The 15,165-nt window shown below is 51.8% G+C and carries 13 protein-coding genes; 8 read left to right on the top strand and 5 right to left on the bottom strand.

Features of this window, described 5'->3' with window-relative positions; translation table 11 throughout:
- Positions 1 to 51 precede the first annotated feature (51 nt).
- Entirely contained in the window at positions 52 to 1,197 is a 1,146-nt protein-coding gene (locus ETV65_RS13005; RefSeq protein WP_129953241.1) for an autotransporter domain-containing protein, read from the bottom strand.
- 683 nt (positions 1,198 to 1,880) lie between these two features.
- Between ETV65_RS13005 and dapB the strand changes: the two genes are divergently transcribed.
- From dapB to kefC, 5 genes are all read left to right on the top strand, one after another.
- On the top strand, positions 1,881 to 2,702 hold the full coding sequence (gene dapB / locus ETV65_RS12995) for a 4-hydroxy-tetrahydrodipicolinate reductase (protein ID WP_129953240.1): 822 nt from the start codon (positions 1,881 to 1,883) through the stop codon (positions 2,700 to 2,702).
- A gap of 477 nt (positions 2,703 to 3,179) precedes the next feature.
- Positions 3,180 to 4,331: a glutamine-hydrolyzing carbamoyl-phosphate synthase small subunit gene (carA, locus tag ETV65_RS12990; RefSeq protein ID WP_129953239.1), complete on the top strand. Its 1,152-nt coding sequence runs from the start codon at positions 3,180 to 3,182 to the stop codon at positions 4,329 to 4,331.
- A 16-nt stretch (positions 4,332 to 4,347) separates the two neighbouring features.
- Positions 4,348 to 7,572 carry a carbamoyl-phosphate synthase large subunit gene (carB, locus tag ETV65_RS12985; RefSeq protein ID WP_129953238.1) on the top strand — a complete coding sequence of 1,075 codons (3,225 nt, stop codon included), beginning with the start codon at positions 4,348 to 4,350 and terminating at the stop codon, positions 7,570 to 7,572.
- A 246-nt stretch (positions 7,573 to 7,818) separates the two neighbouring features.
- Positions 7,819 to 8,373 (top strand): glutathione-regulated potassium-efflux system oxidoreductase KefF, encoded by a 555-nt coding sequence (gene kefF / locus ETV65_RS12980; protein WP_129953237.1) that lies wholly within the window; start codon positions 7,819 to 7,821, stop codon positions 8,371 to 8,373.
- Complete coding sequence (gene kefC / locus ETV65_RS12975; RefSeq protein WP_129953236.1) at positions 8,366 to 10,219, top strand: glutathione-regulated potassium-efflux system protein KefC; 1,854 nt, start codon at positions 8,366 to 8,368, stop codon at positions 10,217 to 10,219. The genes kefF and kefC overlap by 8 nt, the downstream gene beginning before the upstream one ends.
- A gap of 57 nt (positions 10,220 to 10,276) precedes the next feature.
- Here the strand turns inward: kefC and ETV65_RS12970 are convergent, their stop codons facing one another.
- Positions 10,277 to 10,891 carry a LysE family translocator gene (locus tag ETV65_RS12970; RefSeq protein ID WP_129953235.1) on the bottom strand — a complete coding sequence of 205 codons (615 nt, stop codon included), beginning with the start codon at positions 10,889 to 10,891 and terminating at the stop codon, positions 10,277 to 10,279.
- A gap of 105 nt (positions 10,892 to 10,996) precedes the next feature.
- Between ETV65_RS12970 and ETV65_RS12965 the strand changes: the two genes are divergently transcribed.
- The 3 genes from ETV65_RS12965 (at position 10,997) to folA (ending at position 13,021) form a co-directional block, all read left to right on the top strand.
- A complete protein-coding gene (locus ETV65_RS12965) occupies positions 10,997 to 11,806 on the top strand; it encodes a threonine/serine exporter ThrE family protein (RefSeq protein ID WP_129953234.1) in 810 nt (269 codons plus the stop codon).
- Entirely contained in the window at positions 11,803 to 12,267 is a 465-nt protein-coding gene (locus ETV65_RS12960; RefSeq protein ID WP_165383731.1) for a threonine/serine exporter, read from the top strand. Before ETV65_RS12965 ends, ETV65_RS12960 begins: the two co-directional genes overlap by 4 nt.
- Before the next feature lie 268 nt (positions 12,268 to 12,535).
- Positions 12,536 to 13,021, top strand: a complete 486-nt coding sequence (folA, locus tag ETV65_RS12955; protein WP_129953232.1) for a type 3 dihydrofolate reductase — start codon at positions 12,536 to 12,538, stop codon at positions 13,019 to 13,021.
- Between the two features lie 72 nt (positions 13,022 to 13,093).
- Here the strand turns inward: folA and apaH are convergent, their stop codons facing one another.
- The 3 genes from apaH to rsmA are packed head-to-tail and all read right to left on the bottom strand — an operon-like array spanning position 13,094 to position 15,163.
- Positions 13,094 to 13,948: a bis(5'-nucleosyl)-tetraphosphatase (symmetrical) ApaH gene (apaH, locus tag ETV65_RS12950; protein WP_129953231.1), complete on the bottom strand. Its 855-nt coding sequence runs from the start codon at positions 13,946 to 13,948 to the stop codon at positions 13,094 to 13,096.
- Between the two features lie 5 nt (positions 13,949 to 13,953).
- Positions 13,954 to 14,331: a Co2+/Mg2+ efflux protein ApaG gene (apaG, locus tag ETV65_RS12945; protein WP_129953230.1), complete on the bottom strand. Its 378-nt coding sequence runs from the start codon at positions 14,329 to 14,331 to the stop codon at positions 13,954 to 13,956.
- 4 nt (positions 14,332 to 14,335) lie between these two features.
- The gene (gene rsmA, locus ETV65_RS12940; protein WP_129953229.1) at positions 14,336 to 15,163 is read right to left on the bottom strand and encodes a 16S rRNA (adenine(1518)-N(6)/adenine(1519)-N(6))-dimethyltransferase RsmA; all 828 of its coding nucleotides are present in this window, start codon (positions 15,161 to 15,163) and stop codon (positions 14,336 to 14,338) included.
- Positions 15,164 to 15,165 lie beyond the last annotated feature (2 nt).

Here is a 15,165-nt window from a genome sequence, read left to right as displayed (position 1 = left end):
CAGCCCGTCAATAAGACGTAAAGCCGGCCCCGGAAGTTCAGTCGTTAAGGCTTAGAAGTCGTAACGCAGACGGATCAGGTTCATATCACCGAGGTTATCGGTAGAAGAAGTGAACACATGTTCGTAATCTACACGGAAGCCGTAATCGAGCTGGAAGGACACCCCCAGACCGTTATCAATACGCTGGTAATTACGGCCAGTCACATAGGTCAGACGGTCACCCATGAAGTATGGCTGAATGGTTTTAACGGCCAGCTGATTGATTGGGAAAGCATAACCCAGGAAATATTCCAGGCCGTAAGCGTCACCGGCGAAGAAGTGATCTTCAGTTTTCACGCCTGTTGTCAGGAAGTCATGGTAGTAACCGCCACCGAAGGACGCTGTCCAGTTGCCTGGCTTCCAGCTTAGTGCAGTACCGACAATGCTCTGGTTGTAATCTTTAGACGTGTTATCACCTGGATTTCTCATTTCTGCATCGGTGTAGTTGTACGCAGTACCCCAGGTCAGGTCTTTGGTGATGTGGTAATCGACACCGACAGAACCGCCGCCGTTACGTTTGTAACGCAGGCCATTTTTACCGGTCAGCAGTTCGCTGTCTTCGAACAAGTACGATGCGTAAACATCTGCGTCGCCGAAGGTGTTTTTATATTTCAACATCTTACGGGAACGGTAAGAACCATCGTAGTCACCGTTAACCCCATTGCCTGGTGCCTGGGCGAGCATGTCGTAATCCCAGATATCGGTTTTCGCACCCACCACATCGTAATAAACGCTGTTTTGCTGACCAAAGGTCAGCTGGCCGTAGGTTTTGCTTTTCAGACCGGTGTAGAGCATACGACGGCTGGTGTTATGCGCACCCTTCGCATAGTGATTATCCCAGCCAGTCAGGGCTGGAATATTTACACCCAATTCGTAGTAGTTAATCCAGCTGATGTCATCAAACAGATAATAATCAGCAGAGAAACGGAAACGCGTACCGCCATCAAAACCATTGGTTTTGTAGTTTTTCACACCGTTTTGGAACTGGAACTGCGGGCGAATACTGCCCCCGACCTGGAAGTTAAGACGGCTCAGCGGATCGTTTGGCTGTGGATCTTGTTTAAGCAGGGTAATTTCTGCGTGTGCAGCAAAGGAAGCTAAGCCAAATAAAAGACCTGCGGTCGCCACTTGTGTGACTTTGTTCAGTTTGAATTTCATGTTAAATCCCTGTGCCAATATACGGTTCTGAAAAATCAGCAACCAAATTGGCAATGTGTAGTTTTTATTTTTCCCTTACTGATGACTGTCTGGTAAGGGTGAAGACGCGCCATATGCAACCTGGCTACTCATTTTGACTGCCCGTTAAATCAAATTTCTGCAGTTAAAATTAGGTGGCTATTTATTATCACAATCATTGATTTTATCAATATTATTTCATCATATATAATAAAAATTTAATGTTTTAGATCTAGGAAATGTTTTGTTAGCTGCTTATCTGTTAGCACCAAGAGGGTAAATAAGCTTTTTCAGTAACCATCATATTGGTCTTTCTTCTTTATTACATATTGTCAGACGGTGCCCTGCGCGGAAGTGATAAAATCAAAGTAGTGAGAGAGGCGGAAATAAGGAAGGGGACGCTGAAACTTATGCACTACATTGCATGGTTATGCGAGCCGCCTTAAAGTGGATGTTTTGGCTTTTTTTGCCCGTGAGTTCCGGTTCTGCCCGTCGTTTAACACAAAATCACAAAATGCGTAACCTGAAACCAGATGGCTTTTACTGATATTAACGGGCCTGTATCATAATTTTCTAATTATGAAGCAATTTTGCTGGCTCCCTGATCGCGGGGTCGATAACCTGATTCTGTTTCAAGACAGAACCACAATAAGAAGAGAGTAATTATGAGTAACGCTGATATTCGCATGGCCATTGTTGGCGCAGGGGGTCGTATGGGCCGCCAGCTGATTCAGGCCGTATCCGATGCCGGTGGTGTGGTGTTGGGCGCAGCGCTTGAACGTTCGGGTTCTTCCTTAGTCGGAACCGATGCGGGCGAACTGGCTGGCGTAGGGACGGCGGGCATCAAAGTGCATGATAATCTGGATTCCGTAGTCAATGACTTCGATATTCTGATCGACTTCACCCGTCCGGAAGGCACGCTGGCGCACCTTGAATTCTGCCAGAAACACCATAAAGGTATGATTATCGGCACTACAGGCTTTGATGACGCCGGTAAGGCTGCAATTAAACAAGCCTCTGAGGTTATTCCGGTGGTTTTTGCGGCCAACTTCAGCGTGGGTGTAAACGTTGTCCTCAAGCTGTTGGAAAAAGCGGCCAAAGTTATGGGCGACTATACCGATATTGAAATTGTCGAAGCGCACCACCGTCATAAAGTTGATGCACCATCGGGTACGGCGCTGGCAATGGGTGAAGTGATTGCTGATGCGTTAGGGCGTGACCTCAAGGATTGTGCGGTGTATGCCCGTGAAGGCCATACCGGAGAGCGTGATCCCAAAAGTATTGGTTTTGCCACCCTCCGCGCCGGCGATATCGTGGGTGAACATACTGCCATGTTTGCCGATATCGGTGAGCGTGTGGAGATTACCCACAAGGCTTCCAGCCGCATGACTTTCGCAAAAGGTGCAGTTCGTGCAGGAAAATGGCTTTCCTCGCATAAAAGTGGTCTTTATGACATGCGGGATGTCCTGGGTTTAGATGATTTGTAGTAAATGGTTTAGATGTGATGTGGTTGTTTTGGTCATAATCTTTTGATAAAAGGGCAGTTCCTTGATTGCCCTTCTCTTTTTATATGAAAAGAGTCATTTGAATTTATTTTCTTTAATTAACCTTCTTTTTATATCTTTTTCTCTGTTTTCAGAAGGGCTGTTGTTTGTTTTTTGTACATACTGGTGATTACTGCCTGTAACACTCCCTTGTTCCTCGTCATTTTTCAGACATCCTCCTCCGCAAACGGTTACTATAGTTACTTAGACTGTATTTTTATGGCAGTGAAAGCCTGTTTTCATTGAGTTGTGCGAAAAACAGAGAAATGTTGGCGCTTTTGGTAGACAAACCCGGCTGCCATCATTAGAATGCGCGCAATTTGCCAAAAATTGGCTTCGGGAGCGATTTTTGCATTGATTTAGATCGGGTTATCTGAATTAATATGCAGATATTGTGATTTATTATTCTTGGAGGATGCTTTGATAAAGTCAGCGCTATTGGTTCTGGAAGACGGAACCCAATTCCACGGTCGGGCCATCGGGGCAGAAGGGTCGGCAGTGGGGGAAGTGGTCTTCAATACGTCGATGACCGGTTATCAAGAAATCCTCACTGATCCTTCCTATTCCCGCCAGATTGTCACTCTCACTTATCCCCATATCGGTAATGTCGGCACCAATGCCGCTGATGAAGAATCCTCCGCAGTACACGCTCAAGGTCTGGTCATTCGCGATTTACCCCTGATTGCCAGCAACTACCGCAGTGAAGAAAATCTTTCTGATTACCTCAAGCGCAACAACATCGTTGCCATCGCCGATATTGATACCCGCAAGCTTACCCGTCTGTTGCGTGAAAAAGGCGCACAGAACGGCTGTATTATCGCGGGCGATTCACCGGATGCAGAACTGGCGCTGCAAAAAGCTAAAGCCTTCCCCGGCCTGAAAGGCATGGATCTGGCGAAAGAAGTGACGACCAGCGAATCATACAGCTGGCAACAAGGCAGCTGGACGCTGGAAGACGAACTGCCTGCAGCAAAGGAAGCCGAAGATCTGCCATTCCACGTGGTGGCTTACGATTACGGTGCGAAACGCAATATCCTGCGCATGCTGGTCGATCGCGGTTGCCGCCTGACCGTGGTTCCGGCGCAGACTCCGGCGGCTGACGTGCTGAAGCTGAATCCGGACGGTATCTTCCTGTCCAATGGTCCGGGCGATCCGGAGCCTTGCGACTACGCTATCGCGGCCATCAAAACCTTCCTGGAAACCGACATTCCTGTCTTCGGTATCTGCCTCGGCCATCAGTTACTGGCTCTCGCCAGCGGTGCGAAGACCGTGAAAATGAAACTCGGTCACCACGGCGGTAACCACCCGGTAAAAGATCTCGATAAAGATATCGTGATGATTACCGCACAGAACCACGGCTTTGCAGTTGATGAATCTGACCTGCCAGCCAACCTGCGCGTGACGCACAAATCATTGTTTGACCATACGGTGCAGGGTATACACCGTACCGATAAAGCGGCTTTCAGCTTCCAGGGGCATCCGGAAGCGAGCCCGGGCCCGCACGATGCGGCACCGCTGTTTGACCACTTTATTGAACTGATTGAAGCTTTCCGCACAAACAACGCCAGATAACAGGAGCGAATAAAAAATGCCAAAACGTACAGACATAAAAAGCATCCTGATTCTGGGCGCCGGTCCGATTGTTATCGGCCAGGCTTGTGAATTTGACTACTCCGGCGCGCAGGCGTGTAAAGCGCTGCGTGAAGAGGGTTACCGCGTTATTCTGGTGAACTCCAACCCTGCGACCATCATGACCGACCCTGAAATGGCCGATGCAACTTACATCGAGCCAATTCACTGGGAAGTGGTGCGCAAGATTATTGAAAAAGAACGTCCCGATGCCGTGCTGCCGACCATGGGCGGTCAGACCGCACTGAACTGTGCACTGGAACTGGAACGTCAGGGCGTGCTGGAAGAATTCGGCGTGACCATGATTGGCGCGACCGCAGACGCCATTGACAAGGCCGAAGACCGTCGCCGTTTCGACGTGGCAATGAAAAAAATCGGTCTCGATACCGCACGTTCTGGCATTGCACACACTATGGAAGAAGCGCTGGCGGTTGCCGCTGACGTTGGCTTTCCGTGCATTATCCGTCCTTCCTTTACCATGGGCGGTACCGGTGGCGGTATTGCATACAACCGTGAAGAATTCGAAGAGATTTGTGAACGCGGTCTGGATCTCTCCCCGACCAAAGAGCTGCTGATTGATGAGTCGCTGATTGGCTGGAAAGAGTACGAGATGGAAGTGGTGCGTGATAAAAACGACAACTGCATCATCGTCTGTTCCATTGAAAACTTCGATGCAATGGGAATCCACACCGGTGACTCCATCACCGTAGCGCCGGCGCAGACCCTGACCGACAAAGAATACCAAATCATGCGTAACGCCTCGATGGCGGTGCTGCGTGAAATCGGCGTCGAAACCGGCGGTTCCAACGTTCAGTTCTCGGTGAATCCAAAAAATGGCCGTCTGATTGTTATCGAAATGAACCCGCGCGTATCCCGTTCTTCAGCACTGGCTTCCAAAGCGACCGGCTTCCCGATTGCCAAAGTGGCGGCGAAACTGGCGGTAGGTTATACCCTCGATGAGCTGATGAACGATATCACCGGCGGCAAAACGCCCGCGTCGTTCGAACCTTCTATCGACTACGTTGTGACTAAAATTCCTCGCTTCAACTTCGAGAAATTCGCCGGTGCTAATGACCGTCTGACCACACAGATGAAATCTGTTGGTGAAGTGATGGCAATTGGCCGTACACAACAGGAGTCTCTGCAAAAAGCGTTACGCGGTCTGGAAGTGGGTGCGAGCGGTTTCGACCCGAAAGTCAGCCTGGATGACCCGGAAGCACTGACCAAAATCCGTCGCGAACTGAAAGAAGCCGGTGCCGAGCGTATCTGGTACATCGCGGATGCCTTCCGTGCCGGGATGTCCGTTGACGGTATCTTCAATCTGACCAACGTGGACCGCTGGTTCCTGGTACAAATTGAAGAACTGGTGAAACTGGAAAATGAAGTAGCCGAAGGTGGCTTCAATATTCTGACCCAGGACTATCTGCGTATGCTCAAACGCAAAGGCTTTGCGGACCTGCGTCTGGCGAAGCTGGTCGGCGTGTCAGAAAGTGAAGTGCGCAAACTGCGTCACAAATACAACCTGCATCCGGTTTACAAACGTGTGGATACCTGTGCGGCGGAATTCTCAACCGATACCGCGTACATGTATTCAACGTATGAAGAAGAGTGCGAGTCTAACCCGACCAATGACAAACCGAAAATTATGGTACTGGGCGGTGGTCCTAACCGCATTGGGCAGGGGATTGAATTCGACTATTGCTGCGTACACGCCTCACTGGCGCTGCGCGAAGACGGTTACGAAACCATTATGGTTAACTGTAACCCGGAAACGGTATCTACCGATTATGACACCTCGGATCGTCTGTACTTCGAATCCGTGACCCTTGAAGATGTGCTGGAAATCGTGCGTATCGAACAGCCGAAAGGCGTGATTGTGCAGTACGGTGGTCAGACCCCGCTGAAACTGGCGCGTGAACTGGAAGCCGCTGGTGTGCCAATTATCGGCACCAGCCCGGATGCGATTGACCGCGCTGAAGACCGCGAACGTTTCCAGCAGGCGGTTAACCGTCTGGGACTGAAACAGCCAGCCAATGCCACAGTGGCGACTATCGAGCAGGCTGTTGAGAAAGCCGCCGGTATCGGCTATCCGCTGGTGGTGCGTCCGTCCTATGTGCTGGGCGGACGTGCAATGGAAATCGTCTATGACGAAATCGACCTGCGCCGTTATTTCCAGAACGCTGTCAGCGTGTCGAACGATGCGCCGGTGCTGCTGGACCGCTTCCTCGACGATGCCGTAGAAGTTGATGTTGACGCGATCTGCGACGGAGAGCGCGTGCTGATTGGTGGCATCATGGAGCATATCGAACAGGCGGGCGTACACTCCGGTGACTCTGCGTGTTCACTGCCATGCTACACACTGAGCCAGGAAATTCAGGATGTGATGCGCCGGCAGGTTGAGAAACTGGCTTTTGAACTGAGCGTACGTGGCCTGATGAACGTCCAGTTCGCGGTGAAGAATAACGAAGTCTACCTGATTGAAGTGAACCCGCGTGCTGCGCGTACGGTTCCGTTTGTCTCCAAAGCCACTGGTGTGGCGCTGGCGAAAGTTGCCGCGCGCGTAATGGCAGGGCAGACGCTGGCAGAGCAGGGTATTACTGAAGAAGTGATCCCGCCTTACTACTCTGTCAAAGAAGTGGTGTTGCCGTTCAATAAATTCCCAGGTGTTGACCCGATTCTGGGGCCGGAAATGCGTTCTACCGGTGAAGTCATGGGCGTTGGCCGTACTTTTGCCGAAGCCTTTGCCAAAGCGCAGCTGGGCAGCAATTCCGGTATGAAGAAAGCCGGTCGCGCACTGTTGTCGGTTCGTGAAGGCGACAAAGGCCGCGTGGTGGATCTGGCCGCTAAACTGCTGAAACGTGGTTTTGAGCTGGATGCAACACACGGTACGGCGGTGGTATTGGGCGAAGCCGGGATTAACCCGCGTCTGGTTAATAAGGTGCATGAAGGTCGTCCGCATATTCAGGACCGTATCAAGAACGGCGAATATGTGTATATCGTCAACACCACGGCAGGACGGCAGGCGATTGAAGACTCCAAGCTTATCCGGCGCAGTGCGCTGCAATACAAAGTGCATTATGACACGACGCTGAACGGCGGTTTCGCGACAGCGATGGCATTGTCTTCTGACCCGACTGAACAGGTGATTTCAGTGCAGGAAATGCACGCGAAAATCAAAGGTTAATGGCATCATTGTTTTATAAAGGCGTGGCGAAAGCTGCGCCTTTTTCTTTTATACCCGTCATACTTTAATTCGCAGATGCGTTAGTTACATCCGGTCCCCCGAATCACTTATCTGAATAAGCTCATCGGATCCCATCACTTGCTGCCTTCCTGCGAATCGAATTATTTGGGTATAACGGTTGGAGTTTTATCCGGAAAGCCCAAAATTGCGTATGCTGAAGTAAAGCTAATAAGACAAGAGACCTGCATGATTTTAATAATTTACGCCCATCCTTATCCGCGCCATTCCCGGGCCAATCAGGGGCTGCTCTCAGCAGTCAGCGATTTACCTGATGTCGAAGTGCGTTCGCTCTACGACCTTTATCCTGATTTCAATATCGATATCACTGCTGAACAGAAAGCCGTTGAACGCGCGGATCTGGTGGTTTTCCAGCATCCGATCCAGTGGTACAGCCTGCCGCCATTGATGAAACTGTGGATAGACAAAGTGCTCGAACACGGCTGGGCGTATGGTCATGAAGGCAATGCACTGAACGGTAAACATTGTCTGTGGGCCGTGACAACGGGCGGTAATGAGCATCATTTTGAACTGGGTGATCATCCTGATTTTGACGTGCTGGCGCAGCCGTTGCAGGCGACGGCCATTTATTGCGGCATGCACTGGCTGCCGTATTTTGCCGTGCACAACACGTTCATTTGCGATGAAGTGGCGCTCAAAGCTGCGGGCGAAGAATATCGTCGCCGTTTAACCGCCTGTCTGAGTCTGAAGGAAGGCTGCCCGCCGGAGGTGAGTCTTGGATAACCATAACCTGATGATCGAAGGGCTCATTTATCTGGGCTCGGCGGCGCTGTTTGTGCCCATCGCAGTGCGTCTTGGACTGGGGTCGGTGCTGGGCTACCTGATTGCGGGCTGTATTATTGGCCCATGGGGGCTGAAACTGGTGTCGGATGCGGAGTCAATTCTGACCTTCGCAGAAATTGGTGTGGTGCTGATGCTGTTTGTCATCGGCCTGGAGCTGGACCCTAAACGGTTATGGACGATGCGGGCTTCGGTTTTTGGCGGCGGCAGCATTCAGATGGTGGGTTGCGGTGCGGTGCTCAGCGTATTTTGTTATTTCCTCGGGCTGGACTGGAAAATTGCACTGCTGATCGGCCTGACGCTGGCACTTTCCTCCACGGCAATTGCCATGCAGGCGATGAGTGAACGCAGTCTGACGCCTTCTCCGCTTGGCCGCAGCGCCTTTGCGGTATTGCTGTTTCAGGATATCGCCGCGATCCCGCTGGTGGCGATGATCCCGTTACTGGCCAGTACCGGTGAAGCTACAACGCTGATGAGCTTTGGCCTGTCGGCGGCCAAAGTGGCCGGTGCGCTGGTACTTGTGGTGTTGCTCGGACGCTACGTGACCCGGCCATTGCTGCACTTTGTCGCACGCTCAGGCATGCGTGAAGTGTTCAGTGCCGTTGCGCTGTTTTTGGTCTTCGGCTTCGGCATTTTGCTGGAAATGGCCGGTATGTCGATGGCAATGGGCGCATTTCTGGCAGGTGTATTGCTGGCAAGTTCTGAATACCGCCACGCACTGGAAAGCGATATTCAGCCGTTCAAGGGCCTGCTCCTCGGGCTGTTCTTTATCGGCGTCGGCATGTCCATCGATTTTGGCACGCTGGTCCATCAGCCGCTGCTGATCGCCACATTGCTGGTGGGTTTTATGGCACTGAAAGCCGCTTTACTTTGGCTGATCGCGCCCTGGTTGGGCGTGCCGAAAAAGCAGCGTGGGCTGTTTGCCATCTTAATCGGGCAAGGCAGTGAGTTTGCATTCGTGATTTTCAGCACCGCACAAATGGCCGGTGTGTTACCGGTGGCGTGGTCGAAATCCCTGACGCTGGCGGTGGCACTTTCCATGGCGGTAACGCCGTTACTGCTGGTGCTGTCGGCCCGTCTTGAGCGTAATGCGCCGAAAGATGATCGCCCTCATGACACCATTGATGACGAAAATGCGCAGGTGATTATTGCCGGTTTCGGGCGTTTTGGTCAGATTGCCGGTCGTTTGTTGCTGGCTAATAACGTTCACACGGTGGTATTAGATCACGATCCGGATCACATTGAAACGCTGCGTAAATTTGGCACCAAAGTATTTTACGGCGATGCCACGCGCGTTGATTTGCTCGAATCTGCCGGTGCCGCCCAGGCCAAAGTGCTTATTAACGCCATCGATGATGTGGAAGCCAATCTTCAGCTGACGGCGCTGGCGAAAGAGCATTTCCCTAATCTGAAAGTGATTGCCCGCGCCCGCGATGTCGATCACTGGTACCAGTTGCGTCAGTTGGGTGTTGAAGCGCCGGAACGCGAACTGTTTGAAGGCTCACTGCGCGTTGGCCGCGATGTTCTGGAAGTGCTGGGGCTGGATGCGTATGAAGCCCGTGAAAAAGCCGATCTGTTCCGCCGTTATAATCTGAAAATGCTGGAAGCTACCCTCGGAAATTACGAAGATACCGAATTCCGTATCGCCAGTATGCAGCGTGCGAAAGACATGCTGACAGCCGCCATCGAGCAGGATCAGGTTCGTCTGGCTTCCGGTCAGCAACAGGGCTGGCGTGGCAGTATTGACGGCAAAGCGCCTGAGAAAGAGGTGATTGAAGCGAAAGGTTAAGCCGCCTGTTAAAACACAAAACCGGTGCCTGACGCACCGGTTTTTTCCTTTCCGGACTCAGCTCAGTGCGACTTTAATGCCTAAACCGATCAGCACACCGCCCAGCAGTTTATCGATAAGTTTCTGAGCTTTCGCCAGACCACGACGTACCGGCGGGCTCTGGATAAGCAAAGCCAGCGACGGCCACCAGATAGCCGACAAACCGACGATAATCGAGGCGTACCACAGCTTTTCCCCGAAGGTGGAATTGATCTGCAAGACCTGCGTGAACATCGCCAGGAAGAATAATGTTGCCTTAGGATTTAGCAGGTTACACAGATAACCCTGCATGAACGCTACGCGCAATTCCACCTGCTGTGGCTCAATCCCGTCGAGGTTCATTTTGCTGTTGCTGCGTGAGAATAACGCCTGAATACCGACCCAGATCAGATATGCCGCACCGATGTATTTCAGCAAATTGAATAACCACGGCGTGGTGGTAATCACCACTGCCAGACCGGCCACACAGTAAGACATGTGTGTAATCACGCCGCAAATTACGCCCAGTGACGTCGTGAGTGCCGCGATGCGCGGATAGCGGGCCGCATTTTTGATGACCAGAAAGAAATCAGGACCGGGAGAAAGCATGCCGAGGAAGGCAATACTGGCAACAAAAAGGGTGGTTTCAAGCATGAAAATAACCGTCGTCAATGTTCGGAGCAAAAGAAGGCGGCATGATACGCCAATCCTCAGTAAGTTAAATCACTCTTATTGCTTTTTTTGCGGGCGGTGAATGGTATGCAGGATCCGGTCATAGAATACCCGGTGCGCGAAAGCCCCGGAGCGCATCATCAACGTGAAATTACCCGGTTGTGCATCGAATGTGCCCTGATGCTGTTGCAGCACGGCGCCGAAAGTATGCTGGTTGAACAGCTATCGGCGAGGCTTGGCGTCGCGCTGGGAATGGACAGGGTGGAAAGTTCGATCTCCGCCAATGCGATTGTGCTCAGCACCCTAAGCGGCGGTTACTGTCTGACCTCGACGCGAAAAAATGTCGACCGCGGGATCAACATGCAGGTTGTGACCGAAGTCCAGCATACGGTGATCCTGGCTGAGCATAAGCTGCTCGACAGTACGCTGGTGGCAAAACGTCTGCATAGAATCAAACCGCTGCGCTATCCGCGCTGGCTGATGGTATTGATGGTGGCGCTCTCCTGCGGGTGCTTCAGCAAACTTAATGGTGGCGGCTGGGATGCGTTCACGGTCACTTTTTTCGCTAGTGGCATCGCCATGGCCGTACGCCAGAGCCTCACTGCGCGGCATATGAATCCGCTGATCAACTTTTGCTGTACGGCATTTGTGGCGACTTCGGTTTCAGGATTGCTGTTGCGGCTGGACGTTTTCCATCAGTCATCAAACGTCGCGATGGCTGCCAGTGTGTTACTGCTGGTACCGGGTTTTCCATTGATTAATGCCGTGGCGGACATGTTCAAAGGCCATGTGAATACCGGTCTGGCGCGCTGGGCGATGGCCAGCCTGCTGACTCTGGCGACTTGCATCGGCGTGGTCATGGCAATGGCATTGTGGGATCTGCGGGGGTGGTCATGAGTCTTTTATGGGCACTGATCCAGGATATGCTTTTTGCCGCCGTGCCTGCACTGGGCTTTGCGATGGTGTTTAATGTACCCCCGCGGGCATTGCGGTATTGCGCGCTGCTCGGTGCGCTTGGCCACGGTACACGGATGATGCTTATTCATGGCGGGATGAACATCGAGTGGGCCTCCCTGCTGGCGGCTATACTGATTGGTATTCTGGGCATTCGCTGGTCACGCTGGTTACTGGCACATCCTAAAGTTTTCACCGTTGCCGCCGTTATCCCGATGTTCCCCGGTATTTCTGCCTACACGGCGATGATCTCTGTGGTGGAAATTTCGCATCTGGGCTACAGCGAAGCGTTAGTGTCGTCGGCACTTACCCATTTTCTGAAAGCCAGCTTTATCGTGGGGGCATTATCTATCGGATTATCATTACCGGGATTATGGCTGTACCGTAAACGCCCCGGTGTGTAAGCACTGTTGTACAACGGGGATAGGCAATACAACAAGCCAACGTATGGCTCAGCATTTTCGACTGGATTACAGCGAAATTTTCCGGTTTTTGAACCTGCTTTACCGCCGGAACTGGTACTTCTGTCGGAGAATATCCCGGCAGGGTAAGAGCTCTCTTATATCTTTGTAAAGCGCCCGTCTCCCTATCGACGGCTGATGGGGCTTTCCGTATAGTGGCAGCTCTTTTTTGGGGTCACGCACAAATTCTTTTTCTACACAGGGCATCACAATGATTATTAGCCTGATCGCCGCACTGGCGACCGATCGCGTTATTGGCATGGAAAACGCTATGCCTTGGCATTTACCTGGTGATCTGGCCTGGTTTAAGCGTAATACGCTCAATAAACCCGTCATCATGGGACGCAAGACGTTTGAGTCAATCGGACGCCCGTTACCAGGCCGGCTGAATATTGTCATCAGCTCTAAACCGGGTGAGCATGAAGGCGTGACCTGGGTGACGTCTGTTGAGGCTGCACTGGCTGCTGCCGGTGACGTGGAAGAAGTGATGGTGATGGGCGGTGGCCGTGTCTATGAGCAGTTGCTGCCGAAGGCCAACCGTTTATATCTGACTCACATTGATGCCGAAGTGGAAGGGGATACGCATTTCCCTGATTATGAGCCGGATGACTGGGAAAGCACATTCAGCGAATTCCACGATGCGGATGAGCAGAATTCTCACGGTTATTGTTTCGAAATCCTTGATCGCCGCGCCTGATGCTACGGCAGCGTGAAATAAAAAGGCACCTTTCTCAGGTGCCTTTTTGCTGTCTGTATACCCGCTGTTTGCTTACACAGCCTTTGGGATCTCAGAGTGCTGTTTTTCGCTCTGGCGGTTTGAAGGCTGAGTGAAATAAGTTTTGTCTTCCCAGCGCAACATCGTCAGGTCACCGCCCCAGCAGCAACCGGTATCCAGCGCATAAATGCCTTCCGGCGCGCCTTTTCCTTCCAGAGATGCCCAGTGTCCGAATGCGATACTGTATCCTGCTTCCTGTAAAGGACCCGGAATATCAAACCAGGGTTTCAGCGGCTTCGGCGCGTTTTCCGGGGTATCTTTGCAGATCATATCCAGCTGTCCGTTCGGGAAGCAGTAACGCATGCGGGTGAAAGCGTTGGTGCTGAAACGCAAACGTGCCAGACCGGTCAGGTCAGGATGCCAGTTGTTCGGCATATCACCATACATTGCATCAAGAAACAGCGGATAGGTATCGCTGCTCAATACGGCTTCCACTTCACGGGCGCACATTTTGGCGGTGTCGAGATCCCATTGCGGCGTGATCCCCGCGTGGGCCATGACCAGTTTCAGGTCTTCATCAACCTGCATGACCGGCTGGCGGCGTAACCAGTTGAGCAGTTCGTCAGCATCTTCGGCTTCAAGCAGAGGAGTGATGCGGTCTTTCGGTTTGTTGAAACTGATCCCGGCATAAACCGCCAGCAGATGCAGATCATGGTTACCGAGCACCATCCGGACACAATCCCCCAGGCCGCTGACAAAACGCAGCACTTCGAGCGAGGACGGACCGCGGGCGACCAAATCACCCGTCAGCCAAAGGACATCTTTTTGCGGATTAAAATCCACCTGCGCTAACAGCGCCTTGAGTTCATCGATGCAGCCGTGAACATCACCAATAAGATATGTCGACATGAGGATTAATTTATCAGCGTAGGGATGGCGAGCCGGAAGACCGGAACAGGCACACGGAAGGTTTCACCGTCTTGTGTGACCATTTCATAATGGCCTTCCATCGTGCCCAGCGGCGTTTCTAAAATGGCACCGCTGGTGTAGTGAAATTCATTGCCGGGCAGGATCAGCGGTTGTTCACCGATAACCCCTTCGCCCTGGACTTCAGTCTGACGGCCGTTACTGTTAGTGATCAACCAGTAACGGCGGAGCAGTTGCACACTAAAACGCCCCAGATTGCGGATGGTAATGGTGTAAGCGAAGACAAAACGTTCTTCTTCGGGTATCGACTGTGACTCAACGTAGATACTTTGCACCTGAACACAAACGCGGGGCGAATTAAGCATAGCGCTACTCCTGAAGTTCCGGGGTTTTAGGTCGTGTTGATAACCAGTTAGCCAGTTTACAAAATTGTTCTACTGAAATATTTTCAGCACGCATGCTGAGATCTAAGCCCAGTTCGGTCATTTGCTCAGGAGTGAACAGATGGCCGAGGCTGTTGCGCACAGTTTTACGACGCTGGTTAAAAGCATCGGTGGTCAGACGGCTCAGAATACGAATATCCGGTACCGGGTACGGGATCACTTCATGTGGCACTAAACGTACCACCGCCGATTCGACTTTAGGCGCCGGTGTAAAGGATTCCGGCGGTACTTCCAGAACCGGGATCACATTACAGTAATATTGTGCCATGACCGTTAAGCGACCATACGCCTTGCTGTTCGGCCCTGCAACCAGACGGTTAACCACTTCCTTTTGCAACATAAAGTGCATGTCTTTAATGGCATTCGTATAGGTGAAGAGGTGGAACATCAGCGGTGTGGAAATATTGTACGGCAAGTTGCCAAACACGCGCAGCGGTTGACCGAGTTCTTCTGACAACTCGCCAAAATTGATTTTCATCGCATCAGACTGGATAACCCGCAATTTGCCCTGAAATTTCGGATTGGTTTCCAGCCGCGCAGCCAGATCGCGGTCAAGTTCGATAACCGTCATGCTGTCCAGGCGTGAAGCAACAGGCTCAGTTAATGCCGCCAGACCCGGACCGATTTCAACGACAGCCTCGCCCGGCATAGGGTGAATGGCCGACACGATGCTATCGATAACAAATTGATCGGTTAAGAAGTTTTGCCCAAAACGTTTACGGGCAAAGTGACCTTGGTGGACTCTACTATTCATTG

This window comes from Rahnella sp. RFA10(1/100) (assembly GCF_004195115.1).
GTDB lineage: Bacteria > Pseudomonadota > Gammaproteobacteria > Enterobacterales > Enterobacteriaceae > Rahnella > Rahnella perminowiae.
This window is presented reverse-complemented; position numbering and strand designations above follow the sequence as displayed.

What these genes read in the sequence shown, in the direction of transcription:
- ETV65_RS13005 (WP_129953241.1), bottom strand. Translation starts at nt 1,197, where the DNA reads ATGAAATTCAAACTGAACAAAGTCACACAAGTGGCGACCGCAGGTCTT.
- dapB (WP_129953240.1), top strand. Translation starts at nt 1,881, where the DNA reads ATGAGTAACGCTGATATTCGCATGGCCATTGTTGGCGCAGGGGGTCGT.
- carB (WP_129953238.1), top strand. Translation starts at nt 4,348, where the DNA reads ATGCCAAAACGTACAGACATAAAAAGCATCCTGATTCTGGGCGCCGGT.
- kefF (WP_129953237.1), top strand. Translation starts at nt 7,819, where the DNA reads ATGATTTTAATAATTTACGCCCATCCTTATCCGCGCCATTCCCGGGCC.
- ETV65_RS12970 (WP_129953235.1), bottom strand. Translation starts at nt 10,891, where the DNA reads ATGCTTGAAACCACCCTTTTTGTTGCCAGTATTGCCTTCCTCGGCATG.
- ETV65_RS12965 (WP_129953234.1), top strand. Translation starts at nt 10,997, where the DNA reads ATGCAGGATCCGGTCATAGAATACCCGGTGCGCGAAAGCCCCGGAGCG.
- ETV65_RS12960 (WP_165383731.1), top strand. Translation starts at nt 11,803, where the DNA reads ATGAGTCTTTTATGGGCACTGATCCAGGATATGCTTTTTGCCGCCGTG.
- folA (WP_129953232.1), top strand. Translation starts at nt 12,536, where the DNA reads ATGATTATTAGCCTGATCGCCGCACTGGCGACCGATCGCGTTATTGGC.
- apaH (WP_129953231.1), bottom strand. Translation starts at nt 13,948, where the DNA reads ATGTCGACATATCTTATTGGTGATGTTCACGGCTGCATCGATGAACTC.
- apaG (WP_129953230.1), bottom strand. Translation starts at nt 14,331, where the DNA reads ATGCTTAATTCGCCCCGCGTTTGTGTTCAGGTGCAAAGTATCTACGTT.
- rsmA (WP_129953229.1), bottom strand. Translation starts at nt 15,163, where the DNA reads ATGAATAGTAGAGTCCACCAAGGTCACTTTGCCCGTAAACGTTTTGGG.